Source organism: Stenotrophomonas sp. A3_2 (assembly GCF_036624925.1).
In the GTDB taxonomy this organism is placed as follows: Bacteria; Pseudomonadota; Gammaproteobacteria; order Xanthomonadales; family Xanthomonadaceae; genus Stenotrophomonas; species Stenotrophomonas hibiscicola.
In genome coordinates, this window is sequence record NZ_JAZKVY010000029.1 from 1 (window position 1) to 451 (window position 451).

At 71.0% G+C, this 451-nt stretch carries 1 protein-coding gene; it reads left to right on the plus strand.

Going from position 1 to position 451, the window contains the following annotated elements; translation table 11 throughout:
* Positions 1-451 (plus strand): hypothetical protein (locus tag R5H29_RS00140; RefSeq protein WP_332328536.1); only part of this gene is annotated, 451 nt, incomplete at both ends.

The window sequence follows — 451 nt, forward strand, 5'->3', positions numbered from 1 at the left end:
GCATAGGCGGCGCCACCAGCCTCTCCATCGGCCTCCAGGCGGAACTGCAGAACCCCGCGACCCCAGGCGCCCTGCTGCCCGCGCTCCGGGGCGGCACAATCGCCGACGCCGCCGGCGCCATTACCTATGGCGCCGGTGTCAGCTTCACCGACATCGCCTATCGCGGTATCATCAACCTCACCGCCGCCGGCGCCAGCATCACCGAAACCGGCAGCTTCAGCCTCACTGGCGCGAACGGCACCGGCACTGGCACGCTCACCATCAGCGGCGCCGGCGCCCGTTTCGCGAGCGATGGCGGCCAGCTCGACAATATCCGCATCAATCTCGGCAGTGCCTCCACCAGCGCCGGCGGAACGCAGGTCGGCGCGGCGCAACTGGGCGGGCCCACAGCCGCGCCAATCATCGGCACCCCCGTGCCCGGCACGATCACACTCGGCGCCAGCGCAACGCT